The organism is Microbacterium sp. bgisy207 (genome assembly GCF_057706855.1).
This window is the reverse complement of the sequence record NZ_JBYIPB010000012.1, coordinates 1-15,316: the sequence shown is the minus strand read 5'-3', so window position 1 is coordinate 15,316 and position 15,316 is coordinate 1. Positions and strand designations below refer to the sequence as shown.

Annotated in this window: 12 protein-coding genes and 1 pseudogene; 9 read left to right on the top strand and 4 right to left on the bottom strand. The window is 68.7% G+C overall.

Annotated features, from left to right (window positions below; all coding sequences use genetic code 11):
• Window positions 1-2 precede the first annotated feature (2 nt).
• The 4 genes from ptsP to AC3ENO_RS11845 all read left to right on the top strand — a co-directional run bounded on the left by ptsP (window position 3) and on the right by AC3ENO_RS11845 (window position 5,045).
• The gene (gene ptsP, locus AC3ENO_RS11860; protein WP_434970823.1) at window positions 3-1,691 is read left to right on the top strand and encodes a phosphoenolpyruvate--protein phosphotransferase; all 1,689 of its coding nucleotides are present in this window, start codon (window positions 3-5) and stop codon (window positions 1,689-1,691) included.
• Window positions 1,688-3,367 (top strand): PTS mannitol transporter subunit IIBC, encoded by a 1,680-nt coding sequence (locus tag AC3ENO_RS11855; protein WP_434970822.1) that lies wholly within the window; start codon window positions 1,688-1,690, stop codon window positions 3,365-3,367. The genes ptsP and AC3ENO_RS11855 overlap by 4 nt, the downstream gene beginning before the upstream one ends.
• A 77-nt stretch (window positions 3,368-3,444) precedes the next feature.
• Complete coding sequence (locus tag AC3ENO_RS11850) at window positions 3,445-3,882, top strand: PTS mannitol transporter subunit IIA (RefSeq protein ID WP_434970821.1); 438 nt, start codon at window positions 3,445-3,447, stop codon at window positions 3,880-3,882.
• 14 nt (window positions 3,883-3,896) lie between these two features.
• Window positions 3,897-5,045 carry a mannitol-1-phosphate 5-dehydrogenase gene (locus AC3ENO_RS11845; RefSeq protein ID WP_434970820.1) on the top strand — a complete coding sequence of 383 codons (1,149 nt, stop codon included), beginning with the start codon at window positions 3,897-3,899 and terminating at the stop codon, window positions 5,043-5,045.
• 106 nt (window positions 5,046-5,151) lie between these two features.
• On the opposite strand, the gene AC3ENO_RS11840 is transcribed toward AC3ENO_RS11845, so the two are convergent.
• Complete coding sequence (locus AC3ENO_RS11840; RefSeq protein WP_434970819.1) at window positions 5,152-6,816, bottom strand: phospho-sugar mutase; 1,665 nt, start codon at window positions 6,814-6,816, stop codon at window positions 5,152-5,154.
• Window positions 6,816-7,649, bottom strand: coding sequence for a purine-nucleoside phosphorylase (locus AC3ENO_RS11835; protein WP_434970818.1), 834 nt, complete (start codon window positions 7,647-7,649; stop codon window positions 6,816-6,818). The genes AC3ENO_RS11840 and AC3ENO_RS11835 overlap by 1 nt, the downstream gene beginning before the upstream one ends.
• A 62-nt stretch (window positions 7,650-7,711) precedes the next feature.
• Between AC3ENO_RS11835 and AC3ENO_RS11830 the strand changes: the two genes are divergently transcribed.
• Complete coding sequence (locus tag AC3ENO_RS11830; RefSeq protein ID WP_434970817.1) at window positions 7,712-9,160, top strand: NAD(P)H-quinone dehydrogenase; 1,449 nt, start codon at window positions 7,712-7,714, stop codon at window positions 9,158-9,160.
• A gap of 98 nt (window positions 9,161-9,258) precedes the next feature.
• Here AC3ENO_RS11830 and AC3ENO_RS11825 read toward each other — a convergent pair whose 3' ends face one another.
• Together AC3ENO_RS11825 and AC3ENO_RS11820 are read right to left on the bottom strand one after the other, a co-directional pair.
• Entirely contained in the window at window positions 9,259-11,025 is a 1,767-nt protein-coding gene (locus tag AC3ENO_RS11825) for an acetyl/propionyl/methylcrotonyl-CoA carboxylase subunit alpha (RefSeq protein ID WP_434970816.1), read from the bottom strand.
• Window positions 11,026-11,103: 78 nt separating this feature from the next.
• Window positions 11,104-11,772, bottom strand: a complete 669-nt coding sequence (locus AC3ENO_RS11820; RefSeq protein ID WP_434970815.1) for a Maf family protein — start codon at window positions 11,770-11,772, stop codon at window positions 11,104-11,106.
• Window positions 11,773-11,807: 35 nt separating this feature from the next.
• Here AC3ENO_RS11820 and AC3ENO_RS11815 point away from each other — a divergent pair, with 35 nt between their 5' ends.
• The 4 genes and pseudogenes from AC3ENO_RS11815 to AC3ENO_RS11800 form a co-directional block, all read left to right on the top strand.
• Window positions 11,808-13,100, top strand: coding sequence for a class I SAM-dependent RNA methyltransferase (locus tag AC3ENO_RS11815; RefSeq protein ID WP_434970814.1), 1,293 nt, complete (start codon window positions 11,808-11,810; stop codon window positions 13,098-13,100).
• A 9-nt stretch (window positions 13,101-13,109) separates the two neighbouring features.
• A complete protein-coding gene (locus tag AC3ENO_RS11810; RefSeq protein WP_434970813.1) occupies window positions 13,110-13,784 on the top strand; it encodes a response regulator in 675 nt (224 codons plus the stop codon).
• Window positions 13,781-15,040: a sensor histidine kinase gene (locus AC3ENO_RS11805; protein WP_434970812.1), complete on the top strand. Its 1,260-nt coding sequence runs from the start codon at window positions 13,781-13,783 to the stop codon at window positions 15,038-15,040. Before AC3ENO_RS11810 ends, AC3ENO_RS11805 begins: the two co-directional genes overlap by 4 nt.
• A pseudogene (locus AC3ENO_RS11800) lies at window positions 15,037-15,316 on the top strand (hypothetical protein); the annotation flags it as partial. The gene AC3ENO_RS11805 and the pseudogene AC3ENO_RS11800, both read left to right, overlap by 4 nt.

Here is a 15,316-nt window from a genome sequence, read left to right as displayed (position 1 = left end):
CGATGGCACAGCTTCGAGGAGTCGGCATCGGCCTCGGCGTTGCGCACGGCCCCGTTGCCCGAATGGCGGAGCCGTTGCCTGCTCCGCAGGACGCTCCGAGCGCGCTGAGCGTCGAGGAGGAACGCACCCGGGTTCAGGAGGCGCTCTCCGCGGTCGCGCGCGAGCTTGAACAGCGCGGCGAGCAGGCCGGGGGAGCCGCGCGCGACGTCCTTGAGGCGCAGGCGATGATGGCGGAGGACCCGACACTCACCGACGAGGTAGAGGCGTCGCTCGGGCAGGGCAAGACCGCCGAACGTGCCGTACACGAGGCGTTCGCCTCGTTCCGCGCCCAGTTGGAGGCCGTCGGCGGCTACCTCGGCGAGCGCGCCGCCGACCTCGATGACGTCGCACAGCGCGTCATCGCTCGGCTCCAGGGCGTCCCCGCCCCGGGGGTGCCTGAGCCGGGACATCCGTTCGTTCTCGTCGCGAAGGACCTCGCCCCCGCCGACACCGCTCTCTTGGACCTCGATCAGGTCCTCGCTCTCGTCACGACCGAGGGTGGTCCGACCTCGCACACGGCGATCCTCGCGCGGGAGAAGGGCATCGTCGCGGTCGTGGGCGTCGCCGGAGCCGCGCAGCTCTCGGACGGGGAGACGGTCGTGGTGGATGCCGCAGCCGGCGCCGTGACCACCGAGCCGACGGATGACGAGCTCACGCGCGCCGAGCACCGGGCGAATGCCCGCGCCGCCGCCGCCGGCGCTCCGATCACCGACGGCGCGCTCGCCGATGGGACGCCGGTGCCGCTGCTGGCCAACCTCGGAAATCCGGCTGGCGCGGCCGAGGCTGTGGCCCTCGGCGCTGAGGGCGTCGGTCTGTTCCGCACCGAGTTCCTGTTCCTGTCTGCAAGCTCTGCGCCCACGGTCGAACAGCAGCGCGAGTCCTACGCCGAATTGCTCGCTGCGTTCGCCGGCAAGAAGGTCGTCGTCCGCGTGCTGGATGCGGGAGCCGACAAGCCCCTGCCGTTCCTCAACGACGCACACGAGGAGAACCCCGCCCTCGGGCTGCGAGGGTTACGGGCCTTGCGCGCGAGCGAAGACATCCTGCGTGAGCAGCTGACTGCTCTCGCCGAGGCCGACGCCCAGACGCGCAAGACGGGCTCGGCGGCCGACCTGTGGGTCATGGCGCCGATGGTCTCGACGGTCGAGGAGGCGGAGTACTTCACCGCCCTCGCCCGGGAATACGGCATCCGCACCGCCGGGGTCATGGTCGAGGTGCCGTCGTCGGCACTGATGGCCGAGAGCATCTTCGCCTACGCCGACTTCGCGTCGATCGGAACGAACGATCTGACTCAGTACACGCTCGCTGCCGATCGACTGCTCGGCTCGGTCGCAAGCTTCCAGGACCCGTGGCATCCCGCGGTGCTCCGGCTGATCCGGGAGGTCGGCGCTGCCGGAGCCCGGACCGGCAAACCCGTCGGGATTTGCGGCGAGGCAGCGGCCGATCCGTTGCTGGCTGTCGTGCTCGTCGGGCTGGGAGCGACATCCCTCTCGATGGCGCCCACGGCGCTCGCCGATGTGCGGGCGACGCTGCTCACCTACTCCCTCGACGACGCGAAGCGCGTCGCCGAGGCGGCACTGGCCGCAACGGATGCGGCAACCGCGCGGGAGGCGGCACTGGCTGCCTCCGCATCACAGAAGGAGAGAATGCAATGACAACGACGTCACCTGGAGTGGCGAAGGATCCGGGACGGGCACGCGTCGCCGTCCAGCGATTCGGGACCTTCCTCTCAGGCATGATCATGCCGAACATCGCGGCATTCATCGCCTGGGGTTTCATCACCATGCTCTTCATCCCGCTTGGCTGGCTGGGGTGGTGGGAACCCGTAGCGCCTCTGCTCGGCGGTTTCGGAAACGCCGACGTCATCGGATGGCAAGGCGCTATGACAGCGCTTGCGGAAGCGCCTGACGGAGCGACCTTCCCGCAGTACGTCGGTCTCGTCGGACCGATGATCACCTATCTGCTGCCTCTTCTGATTGCCAACACGGCAGGTCGGATGGTTTACGGCGAGCGCGGCGGTGTTGTCGCGACGATCGCCACGATGGGTGTCATCGTCGGGACGAACATCCCGATGTTCCTAGGTGCCATGATCATGGGTCCCATTGCAGCGCTGCTGACGAAGTGGATGGACCGGATCTGGGACGGCAAGATCAAGCCCGGGTTCGAGATGCTCGTGAACAACTTCTCGGCCGGCATCCTGGGGATGCTGCTGGCGATCGTGGGATTCTTCGTCTTTGGCCCGCTCATGATCGGGATCAGTGCCGTGCTCGGCGCTGCGGTGGGCTGGCTCGTCTCGGTGAACCTGCTGCCGCTCGTGTCGATCATCGTTGAGCCGGCGAAGGTGCTGTTCCTCAACAACGCGATCAACCACGGTGTGTTCACGCCTCTCGGTGTTGAGCAGGCAGCCGAGACCGGGAAGTCGATCCTGTTCCTTATCGAGGCGAATCCCGGGCCCGGGCTCGGTCTGCTGCTCGCCTTCACGTTCTTTGGCATCGGCGCGGCTAAGGCCTCGGCACCTGGCGCGATCATCATCCAGTTCTTCGGCGGTATCCACGAGATCTACTTCCCGTACGCTCTCGCAAAGCCGGCGACGATCCTGGCGCTGATCGCCGGTGGGGCAACCGGTGTGACGGTGAACATGCTCTTCAACGGCGGTCTTGCCTTTCCGGCAGCCCCCGGCAGCATCATTGCGGTGACCGCTGCGGCGTCCAGTCCGGCAGCCGGCGGCATCGGCAACCTCCTGGTTGTCTACCTGTCGGTGCTCCTTGCTGCGGCCGTGACGTTTGTCGTCGCAGCAGTCATCTTGCGCGCGACTCGCAAGCGGGACCTCGAGTCCGGACTTGGCGGCGACCTCAGCGCTGCGATCGCCCAGACCGAGGCCAACAAGGGCAAGGAATCGGCGGCGCTCGCTGGTCTGCGGGCGAGCGCCGGAAACGACGCCCGCGCCGAGCACGATGCCGATGAGGCATACAACGAGGCTGAGACGGCTCGTGCAACCGGCGGTGAGGCAAGCGGTGGACGGCTCGAGACCAAGCAGATCACCAACATCGTGTTCGCGTGCGACGCGGGGATGGGTTCCTCTGCCATGGGTGCGAGCGTGCTGCGCAACAAGATCACCAAGGCCGGCATCACGGATGTCACGGTCACCAACAAGGCGATCGCCAACCTGGACGACTCGGCTGACCTGGTCATCACGCAGAATCAGCTCACCGACCGGGCCCGGCAGAAGACGCCGGGAGCGGTGCACGTCTCGGTCGACAACTTCATGAACTCGCCGAGATACGACGAGGTCGTGGAGTTGGTTCGCGACCAGCACCAGGATGGTGCATAACCGATGAGTCGGTGCGGGGCGGCGCACACCGCCCCGCACCTCTCATCCAGCAACCTCCGGGGAGAAGGGCTTTGATCATGACCAGTGACGTTCTCACCAGCGACCGGGTGCGGATCCACGCCGGTTCGGCGACGCGCGACGAGGCGATCCGCGAAGCGGCCGACCTGCTGGTCGCCGCAGGAGCGGTGACCCCCGCGTATTTCGACGCGATGCTCGCCCGAGAGCAGACGGTCTCGACCTACATGGGTAACGAGCTCGCCATCCCGCACGGCACGAACGACGCGAAGGACGCGATTCTCGCGTCCGCGCTCTCGGTGGTCCGCTACGACGGCGGTATCGACTGGGACGGCGAGACGGTGACATTCGTCGTGGGCATCGCCGGTGTCGGCGACGAGCACCTCGAGATCCTCTCGCAGATCGCGATCCTGTTCTCGGACGAGGATGACGTCGCGAAGCTCAAGGCGGCCGCTACGTCCGACGAGCTGTTCTCGCTCGTGTCCGCCTCCGGCGTCTGAGGAAAGGAACCGTCATGAAGGCCGTCCACTTCGGCGCGGGAAACATCGGGCGCGGATTCGTCGGGCTCCTGCTTCATGAGGGCGGATACGATCTCGTCTTCTCCGACGTCGCCGCTGCGCTCGTCGATGCCATCAACGCGGCGTCCTCGTACACCGTCCATGAGGTCGGGGAGGGCGGCATCGACAAGACGGTGACGGGATTCCGCGCGATCAACTCCGCCACGGACCCGGACGCCCTTGTCGCCGAGATCGCGACGGCGGATGTCGTCACCACGGCGGTGGGGCCGACGGTGCTGCGGTTCGTGGCGCCGCACATCGCCGCGGGCCTCGCGTCTCGCGACGGCGCGCGCCCGGCGCTTCAGGTCATGGCATGCGAGAACGCCATCAACGCGACCGACCTCCTGCGCGATGAGGTCGCGGCCGCGGCGGGGGAGCGTTGGGTAGACCTCGACAAGCGCGCCGTGTTCGCGAACACCGCGGTCGATCGGATCGTGCCGGCCCAGCCTGACGGGTCGGGCGTCGATGTCACGGTCGAGCCCTTCTTCGAGTGGGCCATTGAACGGCCGCCCTTCGGGGATGACCCGCCGCAGATCCCGGGCGCGCACTTCGTCGATGACCTCGCCCCATACATCGAACGCAAACTGTTCACCGTCAACACGGGGCATGCCGCCGCCGCATACTTGGGTGCGCGTGCCGGACATGTGACGATCGCGCAGACCCTCGCCGATCCGGCGATTGCCGGGCAGGTGGTCGCGGCGCTCGAGGAGACCTCCGCCCTGCTCACCGCCAAGCACGAGCTGCCCGTTGAGGAACTGGCGTCCTACCGCGCGACGATCCTGCGGCGGTTCCAGAACCCGGCGCTGCCCGACACGGTCGGTCGCGTGGGACGCCAGCCCCTGCGTAAGCTCTCACGCCACGAGCGGTTCATCGGCCCCGCCGCCGAAGCTGCCGAGCGCGGCATGTCGGTCTCGGGCCTGCTCGCGGCCGTCGGCGCCGCGCTCGAGTTCGACGACCCCGACGATCCGCAGTCGCAGGAGCTCCAGCAGCTCCTTCGGGAGACGGATGCCGCCACGGCGGTGACACGGATCACGGGCCTTGGGCCCGAGCATCCGCTGTTCGTCGACGTTCTCGAGGTCGTGCACGCCCGCCAGCGCTCCCACTGACGGCGGACGAGCTTCGCAAGATCGCCCGTACTGCGCACTCCTGTGGCCGAAAACCTGGGGAGATGGCGCAGATCTGTGACGTGGGCGGCGCCCAGCTGGGGTGGCGTCAGCTGACGGCGGCGAGCAGGTCTCGTGCGCCGGTCGCGAGAGATTCCAGGCGTTCCTGCGCGGCGGCCGGTGTGTCAGCCCTGACGTCCAGGTAGACCTTCAGCTTCGGCTCAGTGCCGCTGGGACGGATGATGATCCGTGACCCGTCGTGGAGCCACAGACGCAGCACGTCGCCCGGAGGAAGGCCGTCGACCCCGTTGAGCAGGTCATCGGTGCGTGCCACTGTCACGCCGGCGATCTCGGTGGGTGGCGCCGCGCGCAGCGCCGCCATCATCCGTCCGATGAGTGACAGGTCGCTGACCCGCAACGAGATCTGGTCGCTGGCGAACGATCCGAAGGTGTTATCGAATTCGGCCAGCAGGTCTGCGACCGTTCGTCCCTTCGCGCGCGCGGCGGAGATCATCCCGAGCATCGCGACGGCGGCGGAGATGCCGTCCTTGTCACGCACGGTCTCGGGGTTGACGAGATAGCCGAGCGCTTCTTCGAAGCCGTACACGATGCCCGGCGCCCGTGAGATCCACTTGAAGCCGGTGAGGGTCGCCGCAAAGCCGAGCCCGTAGTGCTCGGCGACGGCGGCAAGGCCGGGAGACGAGACCAGCGAGCACGCCAGGGTGGCGCCGGATGCCGCATCCGCCGTCTGCGCGGCGCGCCACCCGAGCAGCAGGCCGATCTGGTTGCCGGTGAGCCTGCGCCACCCGCCGGGCGCTGCGGGATCGGGGATCGCGACAGCGAGGCGGTCGGCATCCGGGTCGTTCGCGAGAACGAACTCCGCTCCCGTCTGCCGTGCGGTCTCGGAGGCCAGGTCCATCGCGCCCGGCTCCTCGGGGTTCGGGAACGAGACCGTGGGGAACCGGCCATCCGGCTCGATCTGTGCCGCGACGGGAGTCGGTGCCGGGTACCCGGCGACATCGAGGATGCGCGACAGGGTCTCCCACCCCACGCCGTGCATCGCCGTGTAGACCCAGCGCATCCCTGCGGCACCGGGCCCGGCAGGCGCCACCGCCGCGGTTGCGCGGATGTAGGCATCCACGACCGATTCGGCCGCGATCTCATACTCGGTGCTGCGGGGCAGATCACGGATGTCGCCCGCAGCCACAGCGTCGATGTGCGCGGCGATCTCGGCATCCGCGGGTGACACGATCTGGGATCCGGCGTCAGCGCCACCGAGGTACACCTTGTACCCGTTGTCGTCGGGCGGGTTGTGCGATGCCGTGACCATCACGCCCGCCGCCGCGTCCAGGTGGCGCACGGCGAAGGCGAGCACGGGGGTCGGCAGCAGGCGAGGCAGCAGGATGGCTTCCAGCCCTGCTCCCGCGAAGATCTCCGCGGAGTCGCGAGCGAAGACGTCGGAGTTCCGGCGCCCGTCATATCCGATCACGACGCGAGGGACGGCATCCGTCGCTGCGTGCTCGCGCAGGTAGGCGGCAAGACCGGCGGCGGCCTGTGTCACGAGAACCCGGTTCATCCGGTTGGTTCCCGCGCCGAGCGCACCGCGAAGACCCGCAGTGCCGAACGCCAGCCGCGTGCCGAACCGGTCCTCGAGTTCTTCGAGGGCCGCGCCATCCTGGGCATCCGCGCGTGCGAGGAGGGCCTCGAGCTCTGCCCGGGTGGCCGGGTCAGGATCCTGCGCGAGCCAGCTCCGCGCCGCGTCGATCAGACCCATCACAGTTCGCCGATGACCCGTGCCAGCAGCGCCGAGATCACCGGCTCGGCCTGCTTGCCCGCCTCGATGACCTCCTGGTGACTGAGGGGGGTGGTCTGGATGCCGGCGGCCATGTTCGTCACGAGGGAGAACCCGAGGATCTCCATGCCCGCTTGGCGCGCAGCGATCGCCTCGAGCGCCGTCGACATGCCGACGAGGTGACCGCCGATCGTCTTAGCCATCCGGACCTCGGCGGGAGTCTCGTACTGCGGACCCCGGAACTGGCAGTACACCCCTTCGTCCAGCGTCGGATCCACCATCCGCGCGATGTCGCGAAGGCGTAGGGAGTACAGGTCGGTGAGGTCGACGAATGTCGCGCCCTCCAGGGGCGAGGCGCCGGTCAGATTGATGTGGTCGCTGATCAGAACCGGCTGTCCGGGCTTCCACGACGGCTTGATGCCGCCGGCGCCGTTGGTCAGGACCATGATGCGCGCGCCCGTCGCGGCGGCGGCGCGCACGCTGTGCACGACGCGGCGAGGTCCGTGCCCCTCATAGAAGTGGGTCCGGGCACCGATCACGAGCACATGACGACCCTTGGGGGTGCGGATGCTGCGCAACGACCCGACGTGACCTGCGAGTGCCGGCGCACTGAAGCCCGTGACCTCTGTCGCGGGAATCGTCGCGACAGTCTCGCCGATCAGGTCGGCGGCTTTGCCCCAGCCGCTGCCGAGGGTCAACGCAATGTCGTGGCGCTCCACTCCGGTGAGTCGGGCGATATCGGCCGCTGCGGTTCGAGCGATCTCGAACGGGTCGGCGTGAGGATCATCGAGCGGGTTGCCCAGAGTATCTGACATGTTCTTACTCTAGGAACCCCAGACTGGCAGGAACAACGGGGGCTTCCTGAAACAATGGAGCCATGTCCCTGAGCTTCGAGCGCACCCAGTCCGTCGCGATCATCGGCGGTGGTCCCGGAGGTTACGAGGCGGCGCTCGCGGCAGCGCAGTTGGGAGCCGATGTCACCCTCGTCGAGCGTGCGGGTGTCGGCGGCTCGGCTGTCATCACGGACGTGGTCCCTTCGAAGACTCTCATCGCGACCGCGGATGCCGCTGTCGCGATCGCGGGTGCAGGGGAACTGGGGGTTCAGCTGTTCGCGAAGGGCGGCGACGGGCGTCCGCTCAAGCCGGAGATCGCGATCAACCTCGCCCAGGTGAACAAGCGGCTGCTCGCGCTGGCGCGGCAGCAGTCCGAAGACATGCGGGCCTCGCTGCTGCAGGCGGGGGTGACGATCCTCGAGGGACACGGGCGCGTCGAGGACGACAATGCCGTCGTCGTCTCCACCGGTCCCGGCGGCACGGATTTCGACCGGATCGAGGCGGACACTCTCGTCATCTCGGTCGGCGCATCGCCGCGCGAGCTCCCCAGCGCCAAGCCCGACGGGGAACGCATCCTGACCTGGACGCAGCTCTACGACATGAAGACGCTGCCCGAACACCTCATCGTCGTCGGCTCGGGTGTGACAGGCGCCGAGTTCGCGTCGGCCTACATGAACCTTGGTTCGAAGGTCACCCTCATCTCCAGTCGCGACCAGGTGCTTCCCGGTGAAGACAAGGATGCCGCTGCCGTGATCGAGAGCGTCTTCCTGCGCGGGGGAATGACACTTCTTCCGAAGTCCCGGGCGAAGTCGGTGGTGCGCGAAGGCGACGGGGTGGTCGTGACGCTCTCGGACGGCACCCGCGTCGAGGGGAGCCACTGCCTGATGGCTGTCGGCTCGATCCCGAACACCGCGGGCATCGGTCTCGAACAGGCGGGCGTTCAGCTGACCCAGAGCGGCCACATCCGGGTGAATCGGGTTGCTCGCACGTCGGTGCCCAACATCTACGCCGCCGGTGACTGCACGAACTTCTTCCCGCTGGCATCGGTCGCGGCGATGCAGGGGCGCACGGCCGTCTTCCACGCTTTCGGAGATGTCGTCATCCCGCTCGAGAAGCGCCGCATCACCGCCAACATCTTCACGGCTCCCGAGATCGCCACCGTCGGATGGGGGGAGGAAGACATCGCCGCAGGCGTCATCGGCGGTGTCGTCCACAAGCTGCCCCTCTCGTCGAACCCGCGGGCCAAGATGATGGGGATATCCGACGGCTTCGTGAAGCTCATCGCTCGCGAGGGCAGTGGCACGGTCGTCGGAGGCGTCATCGTCGGACCCCGTGCCTCCGAGCTCATCTACCCCATCGCGATCGCCGTCGAGCGCCGGCTCACCGTCGATCAGGTCTCGCGGGTCTTCGCCGTGTACCCGTCGCTCGCGGGGTCGATCACGGATGCCGCCCGCGCGATGCACATCGTCGACCGCGACGAGCCCGAGGAATAGCCGGCGCTCCACCGCCAATCCGGGGATTCGGTCGCGTCGTTGCGCGGGCTGCGGGGCAGGAGGTGCGCGCGACGGCGCGACGGAACCCTCGGCCCAGCTCAGGAGATGGTGAGCAACGGATGCCCCGCCGACACGGTCGCGCCGGGCGTGGCGTTGATCGCGCCGATGACGCCGTCCTTGTGCGCCTGGATCGGCTGCTCCATCTTCATCGCTTCGAGTACGAGCACGAGGTCGCCCTTGACGACCTGCTGACCGTCCTCGACGGCGACCTTCACGACCGTCGCCTGCATCGGCGCGGTCACCGCATCACCTGACGAACCCGCGACCGCGGTGCTGGTGTGCGAGCGTCGCGACGGCGGCACCGCGGCGGGACGTCCGCGACCGGCGGGGGCCGCCACGACGCGGTCGGGCAAGCTCACCTCGAGACGCTTGCCGGCGACCTCGACGACCACCGTGTGGCGTGACTCCTGCGGGCGGGGGGCGCCGGCCTCGCCATCCCACGCGGGGATGTCGTTGTCGAAGGCGGTCTCGATCCAGCTCGTGTAGACCTCGAACTGGCCGTTCTCGGCCGTGAAGGCGGGATCGCGGACGACCTTGCGGTGGAAGGGGAGAACCGTGGGAAGCCCCGCGACCTCGAACTCGTCGAGGGCGCGGCGGGCGCGGTCGAGCGCCTCGGCACGGTCGCGGCCGGTCACGATGATCTTTGCGAGCAGCGAATCGAAGGCGCCGCTCACGGTGTCTCCGGCCGTCACCCCCGAGTCCAGACGGATGCCGGGACCACCGAAGGTCTTGAAGACGTGGATGTCTCCCGGCTGGGGCAGGAATCCCCGGCCCGGGTCCTCGCCGTTGATGCGGAACTCGATGGAGTGGCCGACCGTCTCGGGGTCGTCGTAGCCGAGCGGTTCGCCCTCGGCCAGGCGGAACTGCTCACGGACGAGGTCGATTCCGGTGACCTCTTCGGAGACGGGGTGTTCGACCTGAAGCCTCGTGTTCACCTCGAGGAACGAGATCGTTCCGTCTGCGCCGATGAGGAACTCGCACGTTCCCGCGCCCAGGTAGCCCACTTCGCGCAGGATCGCCTTGGATGACTCGACGAGGATGCGGTGCTGCTCGTCGCTGAGGAACGGCGCCGGCGCCTCCTCGACGAGCTTCTGGTGGCGACGTTGCAGTGAGCAGTCGCGCGTTGAGACGACGACGACGGTACCTTCGGCATCCGCGAGGCACTGCGTCTCGACGTGTCGCGGTCGATCGAGGTATTTCTCGACGAAGCACTCGCCGCGCCCGAACGCCGCGATCGCTTCGCGGGTCGCGGACTCGAAGAGCTCCGCGACGTCCTCGCGCGCGCGAGCGACCTTGAGTCCGCGCCCGCCACCGCCGTACGCAGCCTTGATCGCGATGGGCAGACCGTGCGTGTCGACGAAGTCGAGGACTTCCTCCGCACCCGAGACGGGGCCGGGAGTTCCCGGCGCGAGCGGAGCCCCGACCTTCTCGGCGACATGGCGTGCCGTCACCTTGTCGCCGAGGGCTTCGATCGCCTCCGGGGAGGGCCCGATCCAGGTGAGGCCTGCCGCGATGACGGCGCGTGCGAAGTCGGCGTTCTCCGCGAGGAACCCGTACCCGGGGTGCACAGCGTCTGCCCCGGATCGGCGGGCGATCGAGAGGATCTTCTCGATCGAGAGGTACGTGTCTGCGCTGGTCGAGCCGTCCAGAGCGTACGCCTCGTCGGCGAGGCGAGCGTGCAGTGCGTCGCGATCCTGGTCCGCATAGATCGCGACCGACCCCTTGCCCGCGTCGCGAGCTGCACGGATGACACGGACGGCGATCTCGCCGCGGTTCGCAACCAGGACCTTGGCGATGTGAGGCATGAATGTCAGCCTACCGACGCCCCAGGGTGCGAAATTGGATTGTTCCGACAAGAAACCCTTGTGAACGTGCAGCGACGTCTACGGCTGTTCCGGCCCCTCGGGCGCGCGGTTCCACAGGTCGGTCCACACGACGCCCAGCTGGTTCGCCAGCGTGCGGAGCGTGGACAGAGACATCCCGACCACCGTGGACGGGTCGCCGTCGACCCGGGAGATGAACGGGCCGCCGAGACTGTCGATCGTGAACGCTCCCGCCACCGCGAGGGGCTCGCCGGTTGCAACGTATGCCTGGATCTCGGCATCCGTGATGTCGTCGACGAAGGTCACGGATGCGTGAGCCACCGCGTGCGCCTCCACCGGCGCGTGCCCGGGAGCGACGCGGTAGACGCTGTGCCCCGAGTGCAGAACCCCCGTGCGCCCGCGCATCGCCTCCCACCGCGCGGTCGCCACCGCCGGTTCATGCGGCTTGCCCAGGATCCGACCATCGAGTTCGAACATCGAGTCGCCACCGACGACCAGCCCGTCGAACTCGACGTCCTCGAGCGCGAGCCGCGCCACGACATCCAGCGCCTTGCGGCGGGCCAGCAGCAGAACGTGCTCGTCGGGAGGGAGAGTTCGGCCCTCGGCGCTCTCGACCGCGTGGATGACGGCATCCTCGTCGACCTCGGGGGCCATTGTGAGCGGTTCGATCCCGGCCTGGCGCAGCAGCGCACGCCGTGCGGGGGAGGTGGATGCCAGCAGGACGCGCATCGTCCCACGCTAGCGGTCCATGAGATCCTCGATGCATGAGCGGCGAAGTGGGACAGATCGTCGACCTGGAGATCACGGATGTCGCGCACGGCGGAGTCTTCGTGGGCAGGATCGACGGTCGCGTGGTGTTCACCGCCGACGCAATCCCGGGTGAGCGTGTACGGGCACGGCTCACGGATGTGACGAAGTCCTCGTTCTGGCGGGCCGAGACCGTGGAGGTCCTCGAGGCCTCGCCCCACCGCCAGCGGCACATCTGGCCCGAGGCCGACATCGACCGCGACCCTGCGGACCGGCCCGGCGGAGCCGAGTTCGGCCACATCGCCCTGGCCCATCAGAGAGACCTGAAGCGTCACGTCCTCGCCACCGCACTGCAGCGCACGGGTCGCCTGGACGTGCCGGTCGAGTTCGAGGGGCCGCGCCCCGCATCCGTCGGCAATCATGTCGTGGCCGAGCAGCCCGACGGGACGCGATGGCGGACGAGGGTGTCGCTGCACGTCGACGACGACGGCCGGGTCGGAGCGTATGCCGCCCGCAGCCACCGCGTGATCCCGACGCAGCAGCTGCCGCTGGCGACCGCGGCGATCGAGCGGGCCGCAGCGGGGCTCGGCACCCCGGCGCCAGGCCGGATCGACCTCGTTCAGCCGGCCGACGGGCACGTGCGTGTGATCCCCCGTGGGGCGGAGGGAACCGGCCGCGGCGCCTCGGCGCGACGGAGCACGGACGTCGTTGTCGAGCAGGTCGGCGGCCGCCGGTTCCGCGTCGATGCCGGCGGCTTCTGGCAGGTTCACCGGCTGGCTGCCTCAACGCTCACGAGCGTCCTCACGGAGGAACTCGTCGACCGGGTGGATCCCGACGGTTGGCATCTTGACCTGTACGGCGGGGTCGGTTTGTTCGGTGCCCTCTTGGGTGATCTCGCCGGGACCACCGCGCGGATCACCTCGGTCGAGGCGAACGAGCGCGCGACCGAGCATGCCGGCGAGAACCTCGCAGAATGGGTCGGGGCCCGCGCCGAGACGGCGCGCGTGGACCGTTGGGTTCATGCGCTGCGAGAGAGGATCACGGATCGTGATCGCGAGCGTCTGTCTCGCGGAACTGTCGTGCTCGATCCGCCGCGAGCCGGCGCCGGCGCCGCGGTGGTCGATGACCTCGCCGCGCTGGCGCCGGCATCCATCGCGTACGTGGCGTGCGACCCGGTCGCGCTCGCCCGAGACCTCGCCCGGTTCGCCGGGCACGGATACCGCACCGATCGTGTGCGTGGGATCGACCTGTTCCCCCATTCCCACCACATGGAGGCTGTCGTCCTGCTCAGATCGGACACCGCTGGGTAGAGTGACCCCATGACGCGGGTGGCTCTGATCGATGACCATGAGTCCGTCCGCTTGGGGGTAGAGGCGGCGTGTGTGACAGACGGGGGCCCCGAGGTCGTTTTCTCGGGAAGCACTGTCACCGAGTATGTCCGCTGGCGGCGCGCGACGAATGCGCCGCCGGTCGACGTGGTCGTTCTCGATTTGACCCTGGGCGACGGCACGACGGTACGAGAGAACGTGGGACGGCTGATCGCCGACGGCTCCAGCATCCTGGTTCACTCGGTCGCGGATCGACCGGCGGCGGTGCGTGAGGCGCTCGTGGCCGGCGCGATCGGCGTGGTGAGCAAGGCCTCGCCCATCGACGACGTGATCTCGGCGATCCACGCTGTCGCGCACGGGGATCCCCTGCACAACGTCGAATGGGCAAGCGCCGTCGAGGGCGATCGTGCGTTCGCCGATGCGCAGCTGTCCGCCCGCGAGCGGGACGTGCTGCGGCTGTATGCGGCGGGTCTGCCGCTGAAGGCCGTGGCGGAGCGCCTGGGGATCGCGTACTCGACGGCGAAGGAGAACATCAGCCGGGTGCGCCTGAAGTACGTCGATGTCGGCAGGTCCGCGTCGACGAAGTTCGACCTCATGCGGCGGGCGATCGAGGACGGCCTCGTGTCGGCGGACGCGTTCACCGCCGGAGCATCGGACCCGCGATGAGCGCCGACACGGAACCCCGCGAGCGAGCCCTGGCCGCAGCGTGGGCGCAGATTCCGCTCGCCCACGATCCGACGGCCGGTCTCGGTTCGTTCACTCGACGTCGCATCGAACGGATGATCAGCATCGTCCTCGCGGTCGGGTCGCTTGCTCTCGGCGCTCAAGCCTTCGTCGCGGCGCTCGGTTCGGTGCAGGAGCCGCAGGCGTGGCACGTCGCCTTCATGGTCGGCAACTTCGGCTCGCTGGCGGCACTGCTGGTCACCTACATCGTGGGGCGCAGCATCGCCCCGGCGGCCATCACGTTCTGCGCCGTCTTCGTCGTCACTCTCATCGCGTGGCCGTTCGTCGTCGCGGGGCAGGACATCCCGCCGTCGGACCCGCCGTGGACGTGGTTCCTGGTGAGCGTCGTGACCGCATCGTCCATCATGTTCCTGCCGTTGCTGTGGCAGATGGCCTGGACCGGGTTCGTTCCCGTCCTGTTCGGCGTCACACGCCTGGCGCAGGCCGGGTTCTCGGTCGAGTTCTGGTGGCCGACTCTGCTCGATGTGTCCTTCGCCATCATCCTGGGCGGAGTGTTCGTCACCCTCGGGTGGATGTTCCGCTCGATCGCCGACAACGTCGATGAGTCGCGCCGCAGTGCTGTCGAGACGTACACTGCCGCGGCGGTGACAGAGGCGGCAGAGAACGAGCGAGTGGCTGTTGCAGCCCTGATGCACGACAGTGTTCTTGCGGCGCTGATCGCGTCCGAGCGCGCACAGACCCCGCGCGAGCAGGGTCTTGCGGTCGCGATGGCGCAGGAGGCACTCACCCGGCTTGCCAATGCGGAGAGCGATGCGGGGCTGGGCAGCGATGCCCCGAGACGATTCGCGGCGCTCGTCGAAGAGGTGGAGCGCGGGGCGCGGGGGCTCGGTGTCGACCTCGTCGTGGAGCGCTCCTATGGGCAGGACGCGCCCGAGGTCCCGGGTCGCGTGGCGAACGCCTTGATCCTCGCGGCGATGCAGGCGATCGCGAATTCGATCGAGCACGCCGGTGGAATCGGGCTCACGGTCACGGCGCGGCAGGAGCCTGACACACAGCGGGTGCACCTTGAAGTACAGGACCTCGGCGACGGGTTCGACCTGGACACGGTCCCCGACGACCGGCTCGGAATCCGTGGGTCGATCATCGCACGCGTTGCCGCCGTCGGGGGGACGGTCCACATCACATCGGACTCGAGCGGGACTCTCGTGCGGCTCACCTGGCAGGGGGCGTGCGCATGATCAGCGTCCGACGCCTCCTCATCGGCCTCGCCTTCGCATTCACGGCGTACCTCGCTGTCCGCGGTTTGTGGTGGACCGGACCGTTCACGGAGCCGCTCGTGCTCGTTGCGGCCGTCGGCCTCTACGTCGTGACGACAGGTGTCGCGTTGCTGTGGGGAAACCGCGACCCCGAGGACGACGACGTCGCTCCCGCGGCCCCCGGAATCGCGCCGCGCACCACCTCCGACCGGATGCCGCTGACGGCCGCGCTCATGGCGTTGGGGGGGGGGGGAGGGG